This is a genomic window from Rhizobium indicum (assembly GCF_005862305.2).
Taxonomy (GTDB): Bacteria; Pseudomonadota; Alphaproteobacteria; order Rhizobiales; family Rhizobiaceae; genus Rhizobium; species Rhizobium indicum.
This window is the reverse complement of sequence record NZ_CP054021.1, coordinates 1,826,623-1,846,519: the sequence shown is the minus strand read 5'-3', so window position 1 is coordinate 1,846,519 and position 19,897 is coordinate 1,826,623. Positions and strand designations below refer to the sequence as shown.

Annotated in this window: 12 protein-coding genes; 9 read left to right on the top strand and 3 right to left on the bottom strand. The window is 61.3% G+C overall.

The features are described 5' to 3' along the window. Nucleotides 1-84 precede the first annotated feature (84 nt). The 5 genes from FFM53_RS09185 to FFM53_RS09165 are packed head-to-tail and all read left to right on the top strand — an operon-like array spanning nt 85 to nt 4,518. Nucleotides 85-1,089 carry an ABC transporter permease subunit gene (locus tag FFM53_RS09185; protein WP_017959055.1) on the top strand — a complete coding sequence of 335 codons (1,005 nt, stop codon included), beginning with the start codon at nt 85-87 and terminating at the stop codon, nt 1,087-1,089. A 9-nt stretch (nt 1,090-1,098) separates the two neighbouring features. Continuing rightward, nucleotides 1,099-1,989 carry an ABC transporter permease subunit gene (locus FFM53_RS09180; RefSeq protein WP_138334317.1) on the top strand — a complete coding sequence of 297 codons (891 nt, stop codon included), beginning with the start codon at nt 1,099-1,101 and terminating at the stop codon, nt 1,987-1,989. Further along, nucleotides 1,989-3,005, top strand: coding sequence for an ABC transporter ATP-binding protein (locus FFM53_RS09175; protein ID WP_138388050.1), 1,017 nt, complete (start codon nt 1,989-1,991; stop codon nt 3,003-3,005). The genes FFM53_RS09180 and FFM53_RS09175 overlap by 1 nt, the downstream gene beginning before the upstream one ends. After that, on the top strand, nt 3,002-3,955 hold the full coding sequence (locus tag FFM53_RS09170) for a peptide ABC transporter ATP-binding protein (RefSeq protein ID WP_138388049.1): 954 nt from the start codon (nt 3,002-3,004) through the stop codon (nt 3,953-3,955). The genes FFM53_RS09175 and FFM53_RS09170 overlap by 4 nt, the downstream gene beginning before the upstream one ends. Before the next feature lie 26 nt (nt 3,956-3,981). After that, nucleotides 3,982-4,518 carry a gluconokinase gene (locus tag FFM53_RS09165; RefSeq protein WP_425504953.1) on the top strand — a complete coding sequence of 179 codons (537 nt, stop codon included), beginning with the start codon at nt 3,982-3,984 and terminating at the stop codon, nt 4,516-4,518. Here the strand turns inward: FFM53_RS09165 and FFM53_RS09160 are convergent. From FFM53_RS09160 to FFM53_RS09150, 3 genes are all read right to left on the bottom strand, one after another. After that, nucleotides 4,508-5,755, bottom strand: coding sequence for an NAD(P)/FAD-dependent oxidoreductase (locus tag FFM53_RS09160; RefSeq protein ID WP_138388047.1), 1,248 nt, complete (start codon nt 5,753-5,755; stop codon nt 4,508-4,510). The genes FFM53_RS09165 and FFM53_RS09160 overlap by 11 nt on opposite strands. Nucleotides 5,756-5,831: 76 nt before the next feature. After that, entirely contained in the window at nt 5,832-6,335 is a 504-nt protein-coding gene (locus FFM53_RS09155) for an isoprenylcysteine carboxyl methyltransferase family protein (protein ID WP_138388046.1), read from the bottom strand. Further along, nucleotides 6,332-7,384 carry a type III polyketide synthase gene (locus tag FFM53_RS09150; protein WP_138388045.1) on the bottom strand — a complete coding sequence of 351 codons (1,053 nt, stop codon included), beginning with the start codon at nt 7,382-7,384 and terminating at the stop codon, nt 6,332-6,334. Before FFM53_RS09150 ends, FFM53_RS09155 begins: the two co-directional genes overlap by 4 nt. A gap of 168 nt (nt 7,385-7,552) precedes the next feature. Between FFM53_RS09150 and FFM53_RS09145 the strand changes: the two genes are divergently transcribed. From FFM53_RS09145 to FFM53_RS09130, 4 genes are all read left to right on the top strand, one after another. Then, complete coding sequence (locus FFM53_RS09145; protein ID WP_138388044.1) at nt 7,553-8,089, top strand: tetratricopeptide repeat protein; 537 nt, start codon at nt 7,553-7,555, stop codon at nt 8,087-8,089. A gap of 46 nt (nt 8,090-8,135) precedes the next feature. Continuing rightward, complete coding sequence (locus tag FFM53_RS09140) at nt 8,136-8,741, top strand: RNA polymerase sigma factor (protein WP_138388043.1); 606 nt, start codon at nt 8,136-8,138, stop codon at nt 8,739-8,741. Next, nucleotides 8,738-9,541, top strand: a complete 804-nt coding sequence (locus FFM53_RS09135; protein WP_138388042.1) for an anti-sigma factor family protein — start codon at nt 8,738-8,740, stop codon at nt 9,539-9,541. Before FFM53_RS09140 ends, FFM53_RS09135 begins: the two co-directional genes overlap by 4 nt. 1,096 nt (nt 9,542-10,637) lie before the next feature. Beyond that, nucleotides 10,638-19,805, top strand: coding sequence for a M10 family metallopeptidase C-terminal domain-containing protein (locus FFM53_RS09130; RefSeq protein WP_343075042.1), 9,168 nt, complete (start codon nt 10,638-10,640; stop codon nt 19,803-19,805). Nucleotides 19,806-19,897 lie beyond the last annotated feature (92 nt).

The window sequence follows — 19,897 nt, the reverse complement described above, 5'->3', positions numbered from 1 at the left end:
AAAATCTGTAAACTGCCCGGTCAACGCCGGGTGCGGCCGGCGGTCAGGTTCCCCTGACCGCCGGAAACTATTGGAAAACCTGCTATGTTGCGTTTTTTCATCGGCCGCCTCGCGGTGCTGATCCCGACATTCCTTGGCGTTTCGCTAATAGCCTTCTCGTTCATCCGCATGATCCCCGGCGACCCCGTCATGCTTTTGTCGGGTGAACGTGTGATGGCGCCGGAACGTCACGCCCAGATCATGCACGATCTCGGTTTCGACAGGCCCATATATGTGCAGTATTTCGATTATCTCGGAAAAGTGCTGCAAGGCGATCTCGGCACCTCGATCGTCACCAAGCGGCCCGTTCTCGGCGAGTTCTTCACATTGTTCCCGGCAACACTGGAGCTTTCGCTCTGTGCCATCATTATCGCCGTCTGTCTTGGCGTGCCCGCCGGCGTTTTTGCGGCCGTCAAGCGAGGCACGTGGTTCGATCAGAGCGTGATGGGTGTTGCCCTCATCGGTTATTCCATGCCGATTTTCTGGTGGGGTCTGCTGCTCATCATCTTCTTCTCCGGCTATCTCGGCTGGACGCCGGTTTCCGGCCGCATCTCGCTGATGTATTTCTTCAAGCCGGTCACCGGATTCATGCTTGTCGACAGCCTGCTGTCGGGCCAGAAGGGAGCCTTCGCCTCAGCCGTCAGCTACCTCATTCTGCCGACCATCGTGCTGGCGACCATCCCGCTCGCCGTCATCGCGCGCCAGACGCGTTCGGCGATGCTCGAAGTTCTGGGTGAGGACTATGTCCGCACCGCGCGCTCGAAAGGCCTGAAGCCGCTGCGCGTCGTCGGCGTGCATGCGCTGCGCAACGCAATGATCCCTGTCATCACCACGATCGGTCTGCAGATTGGCGTTCTTCTAGCCGGCGCCATCCTCACCGAGACGATCTTCTCCTGGCCGGGCATCGGCAAATGGATGGTCGATTCGGTCTTCAAGCGCGATTATGCCGTGGTCCAGGGTGGTCTTCTGCTGATCGCCGGCGTCATCATGCTGGTCAATCTGATTGTTGATGTTCTCTATGGCTTCATCAATCCGCGCATTCGTCATTAGGAGCGGTCCATGAGCACGGTCACCGTCAAAACCGGCCAGCCATCCGCTCTTGCGGAGTTCTGGCATTATTTCTCCCGCAACAAGGGCGCCGTCATCGGCCTCGTGGTTTTCACCATCATCCTGGTCGTCGCAATCCTTGCGCCGCTCTTTGCGCCACATCAGCCGAACGAGCAGAACCGTGCGGTGCTGCTCGCCGTGCCGTTCTGGATGGAGGCGGGCAGCGCCTCCTTCCCGCTCGGAACGGATGCTGTCGGCCGCGATATCCTCTCGCGCCTGATCTATGGCGCGCGGTTCTCGCTCTTCATCGGCGTCGTCGTCGTCACGCTTTCGGTCATTTCAGGCGTCCTGATCGGCCTCGTTGCCGGATTTTTCCGCGGCAAGATCGATACGGCAATCATGCGCCTGATGGACATCATCCTGGCTTTCCCGTCGCTGCTGCTGGCTCTCGTTCTGGTGGCCGTGCTGGGACCCGGTCTCACCAATGCGATGATCGCGATTTCGCTGGTCAACCAGCCGCATTTCGTCCGGCTGACGCGGGCCTCGGTCATTTCAGAGCGTGAGAAGGAATATGTGATCGCCTCGCGCGTCGCCGGTGCCGGCACCTTCCGGTTGATGTTCAAGACGATCTTGCCGAACTGTCTTGGGCCACTGATCGTTCAGGCGACGCTCGCCTTCTCGGCGGCGATTCTCGATGCCGCCGCGCTCGGCTTTCTCGGCATGGGCGCCCAGCCGCCGACACCCGAATGGGGAACGATGCTGGCCGAATCCCGTGAGTTCATCTCGCGCGCCTGGTGGGTGGTGACATTCCCGGGTCTTGCCATCCTCATCACCGTTCTCGCCATCAACCTGATGGGTGACGGCCTGCGCGACGCGCTCGATCCCAAACTGAAGAGGTCGTGATGTCACTCCTCGAGATTGAAAATCTGACGGTCGAATTCCAGACCTCTTCCGGTCTCTTCCGGGCCGTCGACGGCGTATCGCTTGCCTGCGACAAGGGCGAGATCCTGTCGGTCGTCGGCGAATCCGGCTCGGGTAAATCCGTGGCCATGCTGGCCCTGATGGGGCTTCTGCCCTGGACGGCGAGGATCACCGCCGACCGGATGCAGTTCGATGGCAAGGACCTGCGCGGCATCTCCGCCCGCCAGCGCCGCAGGATCATCGGCAAGGATATGGCGATGATCTTCCAGGAGCCAATGTCGAGCCTCAACCCGTGCTTCACCGTCGGCTTTCAGCTCGGCGAGACCCTGCGCTTTCATATGGGCCTCAACCGCAAGGAGCGCCGCCAGCGCTCGATCGAACTGCTCAACCTCGTCGGCATTCCGGCGCCGGAAGAGCGCCTGTCGAACTTCCCGCATCAGATGTCCGGCGGCATGAGCCAGCGCGTCATGATCGCCATGGCGCTCGCCTGCAATCCGAAGCTCCTGATCGCCGACGAGCCGACGACTGCGCTCGACGTGACGATCCAGGCACAGATCCTCGATCTGCTCGTTCGCCTGCAGAAGGAGCAGGGCATGGCGCTGGTGCTGATCACCCACGACATGGGGGTCGTTGCTGAAACCGCCGAACGCGTGCAGGTGCAATATGCCGGCCAGAAGGTCGAGGAACAGCCGGTAAGGGCGCTGTTTCGCGATCCGCATCATCCCTATACCGCAGCCCTCCTCGCCGCCCTGCCGGAGCGCGCCAAGGTCGGCCAGCGTCTTCCCTCGATCGCCGGTGTCGTTCCCGGCCAGCACGGTCGCCCGACAGGCTGTCTCTTCGCGCCGCGCTGCGGCTTTGCCACGGTCGAGTGCGATCGCGGTGTCGTCCGTCAGGGACCGGAGCTTGGACTGGCGCTCTGCAACTATCCTTTGAAGGACGGCAAGCCGCTCGGGCACCCCGGCATCATGGCCGTTGAAACTGCAGGAGATCTCGTATGACGGGCGCTGTTCTCGAGGGCAGGGATCTCGCCCGCTTCTACACCGTCAACCGCGGCCTCTTCAAAGCCGATGCCACGGTCAAGGCGCTGAACGGCGTCAGCTTCAGCCTGCATTCCGGCAAGACGCTCGCCGTCGTCGGCGAATCCGGCTGTGGCAAGTCGACGCTCGCCCGTCTGGTCACGATGATCGAGAATCCGACATCGGGGCAATTGCTGATCGACGGCAAGCCCGCCCATGTCGGCGATCGCAGCCTGCGCAGCCAGGTGCAGATCGTCTTCCAGAACCCCTACGGCTCGCTCAACCCGCGCCAGAAGGTCGGCTCGATCCTCGAAGAGCCGCTGAAGATCAACACCAGTCTCGACGCCGCCGCCCGCCGCCGCAAGGTGGAGGAGATGATGGCCCGCGTCGGTCTGCGGCCGGAGCATTATGGCCGCTATCCCCATATGTTCTCGGGCGGCCAGCGCCAACGCATCGCCATTGCCCGCGCCCTGATGCTGCGGCCGAAGGTGCTGGTGCTCGACGAACCGGTTTCGGCGCTTGACCTGTCGATCCAGGCGCAGGTGCTGAACCTGTTGATGGACCTGCAGAAGGAGATGGGGCTTGCCTATCTCTTCATCTCGCACGGCCTGTCCGTCGTCCATCATATCGCCGACGAGGTGATGGTAATGTATCTCGGCCGTCCTGTGGAAACCGGCCCGGCCGCCGAGGTTTTCGCCCGGCCGCGCCATCCCTATACGGCAGCCTTGCTGTCGGCGACGCCGATCGCCGATCCCGATCGCGAAAAGACCCGCATTCGCCTGCAGGGCGAACTGCCTTCGCCGTTGAAGCCGCCGTCGGGTTGCCACTTCAATCCGCGCTGCTGGAAGGCACAGGACTATTGTCGCCAGGTTTCTCCCGAACTAAGTGGAGAGGGTGCACAACAATATGCCTGTCACTTCCCGCTCGATTGAGCGGGAAGGCAAGCTAAGGAGGAATCATGTCGGAGCAGATGAACAAATCCCATGCGATCATCGTCATGGGAGTCAGCGGCTGCGGCAAATCCTCCGTCGGCGAGAAACTCGCCGAAGCCCTGCACCTGACCTTCGTCGAAGGCGATGCGCTCCATCCCGCCGCCAATGTCGAGAAGATGTCGAAGGGCATTCCGCTGACCGATGAGGACCGGATGCCCTGGCTCGACCGCATCGGCGAAGACATGAAAGCCTCGATGGAGAAGAGCGAGGGCATTATCGTCTCCTGCTCGGCGCTGAAGCGCATCTATCGCGACAGGCTCAGGGCTGCTGTCGGCGGCAATCTGTTCTTCGTCTATCTCGAAGGTTCCAAAGCGTTGCTGATGAAGCGGATGGGCGAGCGCAAGGGACATTTCATGCCGGCCTCGCTGCTCGAAAGTCAGCTGGCGACGCTGGAACCGCCGACCGGCGAGCTGGGCGTCGTCACTGTCGATATCGACGACACGATCGAAGGCATCGCGGCAACGGCGCTCAAGAGCCTTGCAGCGCTCGGTATCACGGGTTGAAACGCCGCGGCGAATAGGCCGCAATATCGATGAACGGCGCCTCACCGGTGATGAGTTCGGCAAGCACGCGGCCGGTCACCGGCCCGAGCGTCAGCCCGTGATGGGCATGGCCGAAGGCAAACCACAGGCCCTGATGGCGCGGCGCCTTGCCGATAACAGGCATCATGTCTGGCGTGCAGGGCCGCGCGCCCATCCAGGGCTCGGGATCGAGCCGGTCTCCAAGCGGGAAGATGGTGCGCGCCACGGCTTCGGCGCGGTCGAGCTGGACCGGCGTCTTCGGCGCGTCGAGCGTTGCAAACTCCGCCCCTGTCGTCAGGCGTATGCCGCGGCGCATCGGCGCCAGGAGATAGCCGCGTTCGGCATCGAGCGTCCAATTGTTGAGCACGGCATTGCCCTCGGCGGCATAATGCATGTGATAGCCGCGCTTGACGCCGAGCGGGAATGAATAGCCGAGCCGGCGCGTTGCAACGGCCGCCCAGGGGCCGAGCGCTATCACCGCATCCTCTGCTTCGAGCGGACCTTCCCTCGTCAGGATCTTCCAGCCGGAGCCGTACGGGCCGAGCGAGGCGGCGTCACCCGTGACGAAGCGGCCGCCGATACTTTCGAAATAGCGGCGATAGGCCGATGTCAGCGCATGCGGGTCGAGCACCGACCAGGGATCGCGCCAGCGGATGCCGCCGGCGAAATCGCCGGTAAGATGAGGTTCCATGCGGGCGATATCGGCCGGACTCAGGCTGTCATACTCCACGCCGAATTCATTCTGCCAAAGTGCTGCCTCCGAAAGAGCTCCGTCGCGCTTGGCTTCAGTGCGAAAAATCTTGATCCAGCCGTCCTTGCGGATCAGCCCTTCGGCCTGCGACGCCTCGATCAGGTCCTTGTGTTCGGCAATCGAATTTTCGATCAGCGGCGCATAGGCCCGGGTAATGATCGCGTGGCGGCGCGCATTGGAATTCCACCAGTAGCGGGCGAGAAAGGCGATCTGGCTCGGCAGTGTGCGCAGGTGATAATGCGCGTCGATGCGGTTATTCAGCGCATAACGCAGCAAAAGCCCGAGCTGCTGGGGAAAGCCGTAGGGTGCCACACCTTCCCGCTGGATCAGGCCGGCATTGCCGAACGAGGTTTCGTTACCCGGATCCTTGCGGTCGATCAGCGTCACCTGCCTGCCGCGCCGCTGAAGATGGATGGCCGTGGAGACCCCGACGATGCCGGCGCCGAGCACGATTGCGTTTTTCGTCATTTCCGCTTGCATTCCGCTTTGTCTGTCGGGGTGAAAATGCCCGTGCCGATACCGCGACGCAAACGGAAAATCGCATTCATTTCAAAATCATTGCGCTTTTCAGTGCGGCATTTTCAGCCTTCACGCGGACATGGAGGATAAGCGCGTTGAGAAGTGAAAAGACGATCGCGTAAAGCGGCAGGCCGAAGGCGAGGGGAAGGACGGCGATCTCGCCGACGACGATCGCATAGTTTGGATGCCGGAGGAAGCGATAGGGCCCTGATCTGACGAGTGGCGCGCCGGGCAGGATGATGATGCGCGTCGTCCAGCGGCCTTTCAGCGTCGCCAGCACCCAGAGCCGCAACGCCTGCAGCCCCATGAATACCAGAAACCAGAAGAGCGCGACCGGTCTACCCGGTGCAAGCAGCCAGAGACCAATAATCCAGCCGGCATGAAGCGCCACCATGGTGGGATAATGCTCGGGTGCCACCTCTCTGGCGCCTCTGGCAAGAAGCGCCGCCGTATTGTGCCGGGCGAGCACGAGTTCCCCCAGCCGCTGCAGCGTTACGAATGCCAGAAGCGCGATTGACGGCCACATCATGCCACCCTCCTGAGCGTCACGCAGCTGGCCGAAAAGCCCGGCCCCATGGCGATCATCGCAGCGCGCGCCGGCAATCCGGCGCGGATCGCCCGCTCCAGCACGAAGAGGATGGTTGGCGAGGACATGTTGCCATATTCGGCCAGCACGGCGCGCTCGTGATCCAACGTGCCCGGGACCATCGAAAGCGCGCTCTCCATCGCGGCCAGCACCTTCATGCCGCCGGGATGGCAGATGAAGCGGTCTATATCCTCCGGTTTCAGCCCGTTTCGGGCCAGAATGGCCGTTACCGCTGGGCCAAGCTCCCGCTCGGCAAAGGGTGGCAGCGATTGCGCCAGCACGATGCCGAAGCCGCCGTCATCGATCTTCCAGCCCATGATATCGAGCGTGTCGGGAAAAAGATGCTCGCCGGTCGATTCCACTTCCGCCAGCCCGTCTTCGCCTGATCGCAGCACGCAGGCGGCAGCGCCGTCGCCGAAAAGCGCCGTTGCGATGATGTTCGGCCGCGTCAGCTCGTCCAGCCGGAAGGCGAGCGTGCAAAGCTCGATCGAGACGAAAAGCACAACAGTGCCCGGCCGGCTCCGCGCCAGTCGCGAGGCGATCGCAAAACCTGACACGCCGGCGGCACAGCCAAGCCCGAAGACCGGCACGCGTTCGATATCGGGTCTGAAACCCATTCTGCGGCTAAGCTGCGCATCAAGGCTCGGTGTCGTAAAACCGGTGGAGGAGACGGTCACGACACAGTCGACATCGCCAGCCTCAAGCCCTGCCTGGCGAAGAGCCGAGCTGGCAGCCTCGACGAAAAGCCCGCCCGCCACCTCTGCAAAGGCCTGCATCCGGTCTTGCCAGCCATGCGGCTCGTCGAACCAGGCAAGCGGCCGCGCCGCATGGCGCTTGTCGATGCCGGCGCTATCGAAGACGCGGGCAAGATGGCGGAAATCCTCGAAGCGGTCGGCAAACAGCCGGGCCGAGGCTTCGAGCGCCTGTTTTTGGAAAATGACATGTTCGGGTGTGGCGACGGCGAGGCTGACGAGTTTCACGGTATCGGTCACAGAATTCTCCTTGTCCCTCCGGCGGAACGAAGGAAAACACGCGGACGCCCAAATTATTCAGCTCTGAAGCTTCACGAAAGGGTGAAGAAGGAAATGCAAGCAGCAGCCGAATAAAGCTGGATGCAGCGGTGTTCTCTCGTCGCAACGTCACTTTCGAGGAGTTTCCCCATGACGATCATGACAGTCCGCATCGCTTCCATCATTCTCGGCGGCTGCCTTGCCGCTTCTGTTGTCTCCGGCCCGGTTTTTGCGATCGGCGATGATAGCAGCACGACGCCGGTCTGCAAGAAGGGCGAGATCTACGACCAGAAGACGAAGAAATGCGTCAAGCAGCAGAGCGCCAACGTCTCCGACGAGAACCGTGCCGACTATGCCTATTCGCTGGCCAAGGCCGGCCGCTATGAGGAGGCGCTTGCCGTGCTCGACACGGTCAAGGACCAGAACACTGCCGAAGTACTGAACTATCGCGGTTATGCCACCCGCAAGCTTGGCCGCACCGACGAGGGCATTTCCTATTATCTGCGGTCGGTGAAGATGGACCCGCAATATGCCAAGGTCCGCGAATATCTCGGCGAAGCCTATGTCATCAAGGGTCAGCTCGATCTCGCCAAGGACCAGCTGAAGTCAATCAAGGCGATCTGCGGCACCGGCTGCGAGGAATATCAGGATCTGAACGCTGTCATCCTCGACCCGTCGAAGATCTGATCGGCAGGCAGGGCGGGAAGATTTGAACCGCGAAAGGGATGTGAGAATGTCGGTCGCGCGCAGCATATTTCCTGCCTATAGTCGCGCGAGAATGGAATCGCCGGTTCGTCCGGCGGTTCCGAAGAGAGCAGGATCGGCGGAGGCGGCCATCGCGAGCGAAGCGGATATCAGGAGCGGCCTGACGGAAAATCTGGCAAGGCTCTGGCGTTATGGTCTCGTTCTCTCGCACCGGCGCGATGTCGCCGACGACCTCGTGCAGGCTACCTGCCTTCGCGCGCTCGAGCGCGCCGATCAGTTCATCCCCGGTACCCGGCTCGACCGCTGGCTGATTTCGATCCTGCATTCGATCTGGCTGAACGAGATCCGCTCGCGCCGGGTGCGCCAGGGCCAGGGTTTCGTCGATGCCGGGGAGACGCTGACCTTCGACGGCGCCCACGACACCGAAACGCATGTGATGGCGAACCAGGTGCTGAAACAGGTGAATGCGCTGCCCGAGGCGCAAAGGACGGTGGTTTTCCTCGCCTATGTGGAAGGACTTTCCTATCGCGAGGTTGCGGGCATTTTGGATATTCCGATCGGAACCGTGATGAGCCGGCTGGCGGCCGCCCGCGCCAAGCTCTCCGACGCCGGACCGGAAGGGGGACGGCAATGACGAAGAAACACACCATTCCCTCCGACGAGGACCTGACCGCCTTCATCGATGGCGAACTGACAGCCGAAGAGGCTGCTCGCATCGAGGCCATTGTGAACGAAGACGAGAGCACCGCCGAACGGCTGGAATTCCTGGCGCGCGCCAACCTGCCCTTCGAGCAAGCCTTCGCCCCGCTGCTCGCCGAAGCCCCTCGCGAGAAGCTGGAGGCGATGCTCGCCGCCATCCCGGCGCAGCAAAGCGCCAGTTCCGCCTCCACGCCCGCATTCGCCAGCCGCCGCCGCTTCCTCGGCGCGCTCGCCGCCTCGCTGGTCGCCGGCATCGCCATCGACCGCGCCGTCATCGGCATTAGCAAGGGCTTGTCGGCAAAGGACGAAAACAGCGAATGGCGCGCCGTGGTCGCCGATTATATCTCGCTCTATACCGCCGAAACGCTCGCCGGCCCCGTCCCCGGCAGGGAGGATCAGGCCGCCCAGCTCGCCGGTCTTGACGAAAAACTCGGCCTCTCACTCTCCCCCGAAGCCGTCTCGCTCCCAGGCATCGATTTCAAACGCGCCCAGTTGCTGCAATATGACGGCAAGACGCTCGCCCAGATCGCCTATCTCGACCCCGAGACCGGGCCGATGGCGCTCTGCATCGTCAAGTCTGACAAGGGGCCGAAGGCACCGGACCTCGAAAGCCGCAAGGGTATGAACGTCGTCTATTGGTCGAATGCGACGCACGCCTTCATGCTGATCGGCCGCATCCCCGTAGACCGGGTGCAGGAATTGGCGGAGAACGCCCGGAGCAGGCTTTCAAGCTGACCAGCTCAGCGGGATTTCAGCTTCGCCCATTTTTCTTGGGGAGCGCGTTTGATCTCCAAATTGCGCTTTGAACAAGGACATCGGCTTCACCACGGTCGGACAGGACGCTGTCGTCAAGCTCGAAGCATTTCCCTTCACTACGGAACGATCGCAGCCCACGTCACCAAGATTGCGGCAGATGCGATCCTCGAACCCGACGCGGCACGATAGCCGGAGACGACCTGCGGCGGCGCCGAAACAATGCGGGCCTCTCGCTTTCCCGATATCACCAAGCCTGAGGCTTATTAAATTTCAGCAGATGACCGTAACGTCAATTTAAGTGCCGCCGTGGCAGCAATTGCGAAGGTTCGAACGGGCGAGCACAGGATCCTGGAATATGTCTTCTGGCCTTTGGTAGAGGTTGCGGCGGAAGCGCTTCATGAGCGTTAGTTACTAAGGTCAAAAACTTTTCCGAAGCGAAATAAAGCTTTTAGTTGAATTTTCCTCTGATTTCGGGCAGAGGGAAACTGGCATTAGGCGCGGCCGAATGGCGTGCGCAAACGGGGACTTTATGACGGACGTTAATAATTGGACCACGTACGTCTTCTCGACTGGGGATCAGAAGGTAGACGGGCTCTTGAGCAACTTTGCCTGGGGCGGAACGATAACCTATGCGTTTCCCACGAGCTCGTCATCGTATGCCTATGGTGACGAAAAATACCATTCTTTCTCTTCAATTTCGTCCCAGCAGCAGTCTCTCGCCTTGTACTTTATGGAGCAGTCTTACGGGAGTGCGGCAAATGACGGTTTCTCCGTCGAGGGATTCACGAACGCCAACTTTGAGGCGGGAAGCGCGGGTACCGCAACGGTGCGGTTCGCTCAATCGTCTCTGCCTGACACGGCATGGGCCTATTTACCAATTGCCGGCTGGCCGGGTGGTGATGTCTGGTTCGGGACGGGATATGCTGGCACCGAAGATGATCTTCGCTTTCCGAGGTTCGGCAACTATGCGGGCCATACCTTGGCGCACGAGCTGGGTCACGCTCTCGGACTGAAACATGGTCACGAAGGGGAGATAGTCGTTCCGAACGCCTACGACTCGCTCGAATATACGATCATGACCTACCACACATATGTCGGAGACAGTTTGAGTGGGTACAAGTATGAGCATGATGGCGCGCCACAAAGCTTCATGATGCTCGACATCGCCGCCCTGCAGGAGATGTATGGTGCGGACTATACCACGAACAGTGGCAATACGGTCTACAAGTGGAATCCGAACCAGGGCATCACCTATGTCGACGGCGTTGCGGCCATCACGCCCGCTGCCAACAGGATCTTCGCGACAATCTGGGACGGCGGCGGTATCGATACCTACGACCTGAGTGCCTATACGACGGGCCTCAAAATCGACTTGCGAGCAGGGGGGCACTCGGTTTTTTCCCAGGGTCAGCTGGCCGATCTGGGCGGAGGTCCGAATAATGGCTATGCCCGCGGCAACATTTTCAACGCCCTTCTTTATCAGGGCAATGTTGCATCGTTGATTGAGAACGTTCAGGCCGGCTCCGGCAACGATTCGATTATAGGTAATGAGGCGGACAATACGCTCTGGGGCAATGCCGGAAATGATTCGCTTTCCGGCGGTTCCGGCAATGACACATTGATCGGCGGAACGGGCAACGACACCTATATTGTCGATGATCTGGTCGACGTGGTCACCGAAGGGCTGAATGAAGGGACCGATCTGATCAGGACGGTGCTTTCTTCCTATGCCTTGACCATCAATGCCAATGTTGAAAACCTGACCTTCACCGGCACTGGCGCTTTTACCGGAACTGGAAGTAGCCTCGCCAACACGATCACCGGCGGCGCCGGCAACGACACGCTGGATGGCGGCGCCGGCAACGACACGCTGATCGGCGGTGCCGGCAACGACATCTATGTGGTCGACGCTGGCGTCGATTTTGTGGTCGAGAGTGCGAACAAGGGGACGGACACCGTACGGACGGCGCTTTCAGGTTATATTCTCAGCAACAATGTCGAGAATCTGATTTACACGGGATCCTCCAGCTTCACCGGCACCGGCAATGCGCTGGCCAACACAATCACCGGCGCCGCCGGCAATGATGTGTTGGATGGTGGGGCCGGTGCCGATAGCTTGATCGGCGGAACGGGCGACGACACCTATGTCGTTGACAATGCCGGCGACAGCGTTGCCGAAAACGCCGCCGCGGGAACCGACACGGTTCGCACGATACTGGCCGCCTACACACTGGGAGCCAATGTCGAGAACCTCACCTACATCGGAACGGCAGCCTTTGCCGGGACAGGCAATAGCCTTGCCAACACGATCACTGGTGGTGTCGGTAATGACATCCTGAATGGCGGGGCAGGTGCTGACACGCTGATCGGCGGAGCGGGCAACGACATCTATGTGGTCGACAGTGCGAGCGACGTCGTCACCGAGTTGGCCAGTGCCGGCACCGACGAAATCCGCACGTCGCTTGCAGCCTATTCGATCGCTGCACTGATCAATGTCGAGGACCTGAGCTACACGGGATCGGCCAGCTTCACCGGCACCGGCAATGCGCTCGCCAACAGGATCACCGGCGGCGCCGGCAACGACACGCTTGACGGCGGCGCCGGCAACGACACGCTGAACGGCGGAGCGGGTAACGACATCTATGTGGTCGACAGTGCGAGCGACGTCGTCACCGAGTTGGCCAGTGCCGGCACCGACGAAATCCGCACGTCGCTTGCGACCTATTCGATCGCTACACTGATCAATGTCGAGAACCTGAGCTACACGGGATCGGCCAGCTTCACCGGCACCGGCAATGCGCTCGCCAACAGGATCACCGGCGGCGCCGGCAATGACACGCTGAATGGCGGAGCAGGTGCGGACAGCTTGATCGGCGGAGCGGGCGACGACACCTATGTCGTCGACAATGCCGGTGACAGCGTTGCCGAGAACGCCGCCGCGGGAACCGACACGGTTCGCACGATACTGGCCGCCTACACACTGGGAGCCAATGTCGAGAACCTCACCTATATCGGAACGGCAGCCTTTGCCGGGACAGGCAATAGCCTTGCCAACACGATCACTGGTGGTGTCGGCAACGACACGTTGAATGGTGCGGCTGGCGCCGACACGATGATCGGCGGTGCGGGCGACGACACCTATATCGTCGACAATGCCGGCGACAGCGTTGCCGAGAACGCCGGCGCGGGAACCGACACGGTCAAGACCGTGCTGGCAAACTATACGATCGGCAACAATGTCGAGAAGCTGAGCTACACGGGATCCGCCGACTTCACCGGCACCGGCAATGCGCTCGCCAACACGATCATCGGCGGCGCTGGCAACGATCTGCTGGACGGCGGCGCCGGCAATGACACGCTGAACGGCGGTGCGGGCAACGACATCTATGTGGTCGACAGTGCGAGCGACATCGTCACCGAGTTGGCCAGTGCCGGCACCGACGAAATCCGCACGTCGCTTGCAGCCTACTCGATCGCTGCACTGATCAATGTCGAGAACCTGAGCTACACGGGATCGGCCAACTTCACCGGCACCGGCAATGCGCTCGCCAACACGATCACCGGCGGCGCCGGCCATGACACGCTGAATGGCGGGGCAGGTGCCGATAGCTTGATCGGCGGAGCGGGCGACGACAGCTATATCGTCGACAATGCCGGTGACAGTGTTGCCGAAAACGCCGCTGCGGGAACCGACACGGTTCGCACGACCGTGGCAAGCTATACGCTTGACGCCAATGTCGAGAACCTCACCTATATCGGAACGGCAGCCTTTGCCGGGACCGGAAACGATCTCGACAATGTAATCACAGGGGCGGCCGCCGCTGATACGCTGTCAGGCGGCGACGGCAACGACACGCTGAATGGCGGGGCAGGCGCCGATAGCTTGATCGGCGGTGCGGGCGACGACACCTATATCGTCGACAATGCCGGCGACAGCGTTGCCGAGAACGCCGCTGCGGGAACCGACACGGTCAAGACCGTGCTGGCAAACTATACGCTTGGCGTCAATGTCGAGAACCTCACCTATGCAGGAACGGCAGCCTTTGTCGGGACAGGCAACAGCCTTGCCAACACGATCACTGGTGGTGTCGGCAACGACACGCTGAATGGTGCGGCAGGTGCTGACACGCTGATCGGGGGAGCGGGCGACGACACCTATATCGTCGACAATGCCGGCGACAGCGTTGCCGAGAACGCCGGCGCGGGAACCGACACGGTCAAGACCGTGCTGGCAAACTATACGCTCGGCAACAATGTCGAGAAGCTAAGCTACACGGGATCCGCCGACTTCACCGGCACCGGCAATGCGCTCGCCAACACGATCACCGGCGGCGCTGGCAACGATCTGCTGGACGGCGGCGCCGGCAATGACACGCTGAACGGCGGTGCGGGCAACGACATCTATGTGGTCGACAGTGCGAGCGACATCGTCACCGAGTTGGCCAGTGCCGGCACCGACGAAATCCGCACGTCGCTTGCAGCCTACTCGATCGCTGCACTGATCAATGTCGAGAACCTGAGCTACACGGGATCGGCCAACTTCACCGGCACCGGCAATGCGCTGGCCAACACGATCACCGGCGGCGCCGGCAATGACACGCTGAATGGCGGGGCAGGCGCCGACACGATGATCGGCGGAGCGGGCGACGACACCTATATCGTCGACAATGTCGGCGACAGCGTTGCCGAAAACGCCGCCGCGGGAACCGACATGGTTCGCACGACCCTGGCAAGCTATACGCTTGGCGCCAATGTCGAGAACCTCACCTATATCGGAACGGCAGCCTTTGCCGGGACCGGGAACGATCTCGACAATGTAATCACAGGGGCGGCTGCCATCGATACGCTGTCAGGCGGCGACGGCAACGATACGCTGAATGGCGGGGCAGGTGCCGATAGCTTGATCGGCGGTGCGGGCGACGACACCTATATCGTCGACAATGCCGGCGACAGCGTTGCCGAGAACGCCGATGAAGGAACCGACACGGTTCGCACGATACTGGCCGCCTACACACTGGGAGCCAATGTCGAGAACCTCACCTACATCGGAACGGCAGCCTTTGCCGGGACAGGCAATAGCCTTGCCAACACGATCACTGGTGGTGTCGGCAACGACACGCTGAATGGCGGGGCTGGTGCCGATAGTTTGATCGGCGGAGCGGGCAGCGACATCTATATCGTCGATGATCTGGCCGACGTGGTCACCGAAGGGGTGAATGAAGGGACCGATCTGATCAGGACGGTGCTTTCTTCCTATGCCTTGACCAATATTGCCAATGTCGAAAACCTAGCTTTCATCGGCACCGGCGATTTTATCGGCACCGGCAATGCGCTCGCCAACACGATCACCGGCGGTGCCGGCAACGATCTGCTGGACGGCGGCGCCGGCAATGACACGCTGAACGGCGGTGCGGGCAACGACATCTATGTGGTCGACAGTGCGAGCGACATCGTCACCGAGTTGGCCAGTGCCGGCACCGACGAAATCCGCACGTCGCTTGCGACCTACTCGATCGCTGCACTGATCAATGTCGAGAACCTGAGCTACACGGGATCGGCCAACTTCACCGGCACCGGCAATGCGCTGGCGAACACGATCACCGGCGGCGCCGGCAATGACACGCTGAATGGCGGGGCAGGCGCCGACACGATGATCGGCGGAGCGGGCGACGACACCTATATCGTCGACAATGTCGGCGACAGCGTTGCCGAAAACGCCGCCGCGGGAACCGACATGGTTCGCACGACCCTGGCAAGCTATACGCTTGGCGCCAATGTCGAGAACCTCACCTATATCGGAACGGCAGCCTTTGCCGGGACCGGGAACGATCTCGACAATGTCCTGACCGGTGGGGCAGCTGCGGACAATCTCAGCGGTGGCGTCGGCAACGACACATTGATTGGTGGTGCGGGTTCCGACACGATGTCAGGCGGGACGGGTGACGACATTTATGTCGTCGATATTGCGACCGACCTTGTGATCGAGAATGCGAACGAGGGGACAGACACGGTCCAGACGGCGCTTGCCAGCTATACGATTGGCAACAATGTCGAGAACCTCACCTACACGGGATCGGCCAACTTCACCGGCACCGGCAATGCGCTGGCCAACACGATCACCGGCGGCGCCGGCAACGACATATTGGACGGTGGCGTCGGCGCCGATACCTTGATCGGTGGGGCAGGCAACGACACCTACATCGTCGACAATGCCGTCGATATCGTCGCCGAGAATGCTGACGCGGGGACCGACACGGTTCGCACGACACTGACGAGCTATACGCTTGGCAGTGATGTCGAGAACCTCACCTATATCGGAACGACGAACTTTGTCGGAACAGGGAACGATCTCGACAATGTAATCACAGGGGCGGCCGCGGCTGATACGCTTTCCGGCGGCGTCGGCAACGACACGCTGAATGGCGAAGCAGGTGCCGATAGCTTGATCGGCGGAGCGGGCGACGACACCTATGTCGTCGACAATGCCGGCGACAGCGTTGCCGAGAACGCCGCCGCGGGAACCGACACGGTTCGCACGACCCTGGCAAGCTATACGCTTGCCGCCAATGTCGAGAACCTCGCCTATATCGGAACTGGTGCGTTTGCCGGGACAGGCAACGCGCTGAACAATGTCCTGGCTGGAGGTGCCGGGGTCGACACGCTAAATGGCGGCACGGGCGACGACACCTATGTCATCTCCACCGGTGACATCGTCATCGAGAATGCCGATGAGGGTATCGACACGGTGCAGACGAATCTGACCGCCTATACGCTGGGGGTCAATGTCGAGAACCTCACCTATGGCGGCACGGCCGCGTTTACCGGCACGGGCAATGCGCTCGACAACATCATCAAGGGCGGTGTCGTTGCCGATAAGCTCACTGGCGCTGGCGGCAACGACACATTGATTGGCGGTGCTGGTTCCGACACGATGTCGGGCGGGACGGGTGATGACATTTATGTCGTCGATATCGCGACCGACCTTGTGATCGAGAATGCGAACGAGGGGACAGACACGGTCCAGACGGCGCTTTCAAGCTATACGATTGGCAACAATGTCGAGAACCTGAGCTACACGGGATCGGCCAACTTCACCGGCACCGGCAATGCGCTGGCGAACACGATCACCGGCGGCGCCGGCAATGACACGCTGAATGGCGGGGCAGGTGCCGATAGCTTGATCGGCGGAGCGGGCGACGACAGCTATATCGTCGACAATGCCGGTGACAGTGTTGCCGAAAACGCCGCTGCGGGAACCGACATGGTTCGCACGACCGTGGCAAGCTATACGCTTGACGTCAATGTCGAGAACCTCACCTATATCGGAACGGCAGCCTTTGCCGGGACCGGGAACGATCTCGACAATGTAATCACAGGGGCGGCCGCCGCTGATACGCTGTCAGGCGGCGACGGCAACGATACGCTGAATGGCGGGGCAGGCGCCGATACGCTGATCGGCGGTGCGGGCGACGACACCTATATCGTCGACAATGCCGGCGACAGCCTTGCCGAGAACGCCGATGAAGGAACCGACACGGTCAAGACCGTGCTGGCAAACTATACGCTTGGCGTCAATGTCGAGAACCTCACCTACATCGGAACGGCAGCCTTTGTCGGGACAGGCAATAGCCTTGCCAACACGATCACTGGTGGTGTCGGCAACGACACGCTGAATGGTGCGGCAGGTGCCGACACGATGATCGGCGGTGCGGGCGACGACACCTATATCGTCGACAATGCCGGCGACAGCGTTGCCGAGAACGCCGGCGCGGGAACCGACACGGTCAAGACCGTGCTGGCAAACTATACGCTCGGCAACAATGTCGAGAAGCTGAGCTACACGGGATCCGCCGACTTCACCGGCACCGGCAATGCGCTCGCCAACACGATCATCGGCGGCGCCGGCAACGATCTGCTGGACGGCGGCGCCGGCAATGACACGCTGAACGGCGGTGCGGGCAACGACATCTATGTGGTCGACAGTGCGAGCGACATCGTCACCGAGTTGGCCAGTGCCGGCACCGACGAAATCCGCACGTCGCTTGCAGCCTACTCGATCGCTGCACTGATCAATGTCGAGAACCTGAGCTACACGGGATCGGCCAACTTCACCGGCACCGGCAATGCGCTGGCCAACACGATCACCGGCGGCGCCGGCAATGACACGCTGAATGGCGGGGCAGGCGCCGACACGATGATCGGCGGAGCGGGCGACGACACCTATATCGTCGACAATGTCGGCGACAGCGTTGCCGAAAACGCCGCCGCGGGAACCGACATGGTTCGCACGACCCTGGCAAGCTATACGCTTGGCGCCAATGTCGAGAACCTCACCTATATCGGAACGGCAGCCTTTGCCGGGACCGGGAACGATCTCGACAATGTAATCACAGGGGCGGCTGCCATCGATACGCTGTCAGGCGGCGACGGCAACGATACGCTGAATGGCGGGGCAGGTGCCGATAGCTTGATCGGCGGTGCGGGCGACGACACCTATATCGTCGACAATGCCGGCGACAGCGTTGCCGAGAACGCCGATGAAGGAACCGACACGGTTCGCACGATACTGGCCGCCTACACACTGGGAGCCAATGTCGAGAACCTCACCTACATCGGAACGGCAGCCTTTGCCGGGACAGGCAATAGCCTTGCCAACACGATCACTGGTGGTGTCGGCAACGACACGCTGAATGGCGGGGCTGGTGCCGATAGTTTGATCGGCGGAGCGGGCAGCGACATCTATATCGTCGATGATCTGGCCGACGTGGTCACCGAAGGGGTGAATGAAGGGACCGATCTGATCAGGACGGTGCTTTCTTCCTATGCCTTGACCAATATTGCCAATGTCGAAAACCTAGCTTTCATCGGCACCGGCGATTTTATCGGCACCGGCAATGCGCTCGCCAACACGATCACCGGCGGTGCCGGCAACGATCTGCTGGACGGCGGCGCCGGCAATGACACGCTGAACGGCGGTGCGGGCAACGACATCTATGTGGTCGACAGTGCGAGCGACATCGTCACCGAGTTGGCCAGTGCCGGCACCGACGAAATCCGCACGTCGCTTGCGACCTACTCGATCGCTGCACTGATCAATGTCGAGAACCTGAGCTACACGGGATCGGCCAGCTTCACTGGCACCGGCAATGCGCTCGCCAACACCATCACCGGCGGCGCCGGCAACGATGTGCTGAATGGCGGGGCAGGCGCCGATACGCTGATCGGCGGTGCGGGCGACGACACCTATATCGTCGACAATGTCGGTGACAGCGTTGCCGAGAACGCCGCCGCGGGAACCGACACGGTTCGCACGGCCCTGGCCGCCTACACACTGGGAGCCAATGTCGAGAACCTCACCTATATCGGAACGGCAGCCTTTGCCGGCACGGGCAATGCGCTGAGCAACGTCCTGACCGGTGGGGCAGCTGCGGACAATCTCAGCGGTGGCGTCGGCAACGACACATTGATTGGTGGTGCGGGTTCCGACACGATGTCAGGCGGGACGGGTGACGACCTTTATGTCGTCGATATTGCGACCGACCTTGTGATCGAGAATGCGAACGAGGGGACAGACACGGTCCAGACGGCGCTTGCCAGCTATACGATCGGCAACAATGTCGAGAACCTCACCTACACGGGATCGGCAAACTTCACCGGCACCGGCAATGCTCTCGCCAACACGATCACCGGCGGCGCCGGCAATGATGTGCTGGATGGTGGCGCCGGCGCCGATACCTTGATCGGCGGGGCAGGCAATGACACTTACATCGTCGACAATGCCGTCGATATCGTAGCCGAGAACGCTGACGCGGGGATCGACACGGTTCGCACGACACTGGCGAGTTACACGCTTGGCAGTGATGTCGAGAACCTCACCTATATCGGAACGACGGACTTTGTCGGAACAGGAAACTCGCTGGACAACCTAATCGTCGGCGGTAGCGGGACCGACACCATTGCCGGTGGCGCCGGCAACGACATCCTCGTTGGTGGCGAGGCGGCAGACTTGTTCGTTTATTTGTCGAACTGGGGCCACGACACGATCATAGACTTCATGGCAACCGGCACGGCGCACGACACGATCAGAATCGATCACAACATTTTCGCCGACTGGGAATCGCTTTTTGCTGCATCCAGTCAGTATGGCAACGATACAATCGTTACAGCCGATATCGACAACACCATAGTGTTGAGGAACGTAGCCTTGACGAGCCTAGACTCGGGGGATTTCCTTTTTGCGTGAACCCAATCGGACCTCCTGGTACCCCGGGGGGAGATCGGGCATGCTGCGGCGGAGCGGATGACGGCGATTGCGGACGGGTTCGGGGAGGGTGG